General features: G+C 49.0%; 1 protein-coding gene. It reads right to left on the bottom strand.

Annotation, left to right across the window (positions count from 1 at the left end; all coding sequences use genetic code 11):
• Positions 1 to 97: 97 nt before the first annotated feature.
• Positions 98 to 2,524 carry an ABC transporter permease gene (locus BLX24_RS29960; RefSeq protein ID WP_071506866.1) on the bottom strand — a complete coding sequence of 809 codons (2,427 nt, stop codon included), beginning with the start codon at positions 2,522 to 2,524 and terminating at the stop codon, positions 98 to 100.
• Positions 2,525 to 2,586: the final 62 nt, after the last annotated feature.

Genomic DNA, 2,586 nt, shown 5'->3' with positions numbered 1-2,586 from the left:
GCCGGTCGGCAAGTCGGGGAGGTCTCATGAGATAAAGAGTGAAAGAGTGGAAGCGTGAAAGAGCGAAAAATAATTTAGCCGCTCTTTCACGCTTCCATTATTCTGATCGAAGCGATTTTACCGGATTCATGAGCGCTGTTGCAATCGTTTTGCTGCTAATGGATACCAATACCAGCAGCATGACCAATAGGGCCGGGGCTGCAAAAAGCCACCAGCTTAAGTCAATACGGACCGCATAATTGGCTAGCCAGTTTTTAATGATAAAGTAGGTGATTGGCAAACCGATGAAAATGGATATCAGCACGGTTCGGATAAAATCTCCTGAGAGTAAGATCATTAAATTGATGGTACTGGCACCAATGACTTTGCGAATGCCGATTTCCTTAGTCCGCCTGGAAACGGTAAACGTAGCCAGACCAAATAATCCTAAGCAGGAAATCAGAATGGCAAAGCCCGTTAAGGCCCCAAATACTTGTTGAAAGCGGTCGTCGGCTTTGTATTGTTTGTCATATTCACTGTCCAGAAAGAAATAGCTGAACGGTGAATGAGGAAAGTTCGCCTCGTACACTTTTCTAAGCATAGTCAGCTGATCCCTGGCATTGCCGCCTGCAAACTTCACACTGGCAAACGAATCGAAATTGGGCGAGTACATGTGAATAATCGGGATATAGGCCGCCTTGGGCGACTCATAGTGGTAATTTTTGACAACACCCCGAATCGTTGCCTTGCGCCCCCAGAGGTCTACCCGTTTCCCGATAGCCGCTGCGGGTGTGGGAATTTCCCAGAGCCGTATGGTCTCTTCGTTCACAATGAGTTGCCGGTTTGTTGGATCCGAAAAGGCTGGCTGGGTCGACGCATCAAAGTTTTCCCCCGCCAGTAACGTAAGGCCCATCAGCCCGATAAATGATGTATCTATCTGAGTCAGGTAATAATTGTAGGACGTTTTCTTGATGGCATCGGACAAATTAACGCCTGTTGTCGTACCCATGTGGGTCGATCTCAAGCCTGGTACAGTACCGGAAAGCGACACCGCTTTTACCTGCGACTCGTCAAGTAACATTTGCCGGAACGCACCATAATCCTTTTGGGCATCGGCTCCTGCCGGGGCTTTTACCACTAGGGTATGGTCTATGTTGACGCCTAAATTTTGTTCGCGCAAAAAGTTGACTTGCTTGTAAACCGCGAATGTCTGGGCCAGCAGAATAACGGTAACGGTGAATTGGAAAACCACCAGCGATTTGCGCAGCAGCGTGCCTCTGATTGAGCGGGAAAAGCTGCCTTTGAGAACAACAACCGGATCGAAGGACGAAAGCACGAAGGCCGGATAAAATCCCGAAAGGCAAATGCTCAGCAATAAAAATACCCCCAGGCTTTCCCAGAAAAATGCGTCCTGAAATACGGTAAAGCCTTCGGGTAGGCCCGCCACTTCAATAAACACTGACCGAAGGGCGGCTACCAACCCCACCGCCAGTCCACCGGCAATCAGGTTGATCAGCAACGTTTCCGTAAAAATCTGGGTCTTTATCTGTCTCCGGGTTGAGCCGACGACCTTTCTCATGCCGATTTCCCGCGCCCGGTCGAGTGCTTTGGACGTTGTCAGATTTACGTAGTTGACAAAGGCACTTAGTAACACCAGAAACGCTACGCCCAGCAGAAAATACACTGACCGTGCTTCATTATTGGGCTCCGTTTCAAAGGTTTTGTGAGAATACAAGTGAATATCGCTGATTTTCTGGCCAATCACCTGCTCATTCACAAGCCTCTTTTCTTTGTGTAATCGGTTGTTGAAGGCGACCAGCGATTTTTCAAAACGTTCGTAACTGGCATTTTCGGCTAGCTGGACGTAGGTAAGGGTATTATTGCCCTCCCAGTTATCTTCCCGTTCGCCAAAGTCTGACAGCATCGTTGGGTATGATAAAAGCATATCGAATTTCAGGTGCGTGTTGGCCGGGCTATCCGGCACTACGCCAATGACCTCCAACAGAATGCTACCGGCCGACTTTGGAATTTTCACAGTTTTACCCAGTACATCCAGTGTGTTAAAGTAAGTCAACGCCATGGACTCCGTCAGAACAGCTTGCCGGGGCCTGGTAAAGAGGTCATTTCTGCTCCCCCGAATGAGTGGGTAGTTGAATAGGGAGAAAAACGAAGAATCCACCGCCAGAACTCGCTCTATCAGGTGATAATTCTCACCGATTTGAACCGTTAAATCGGGTTCACCGACTGGATAAGCGCGGGTATAGTTGACTACCTGGCTCATTTCCCGCTTTATTCTGGCCCCAAGCGGTGGGTTTGTTTCCGTATCCTGCGAGTAAACGGTACCACCATTCATATAGTCCATGGTAAGTCGCACGATCCGGTCTGCCAGCGGGTGCGTGTTCTCGTAGCTCAACTCAAAACGCACATACTGGATGATGAGCAGCGCCACAGCCAGTCCTGTAGCCAGGCCAACCACGTTAATCATGGTGAAGGTGGTGTCTTTCCTGAATGTGCGCCAGGCAATCTTGACATAATTCCGTAGCATAGTTGTATTTGTTGGTTGAGGGTATACCTCAGGTTGTCGTCTGATAAACTCCGGCCGCACGT

This window comes from Arsenicibacter rosenii, from assembly GCF_001870735.1.
GTDB lineage: Bacteria > Bacteroidota > Bacteroidia > Cytophagales > Spirosomataceae > Arsenicibacter > Arsenicibacter rosenii.
The sequence above is the reverse complement of the archived record's forward strand: the minus strand, read 5'-3'. Positions and strand labels throughout refer to the sequence as shown.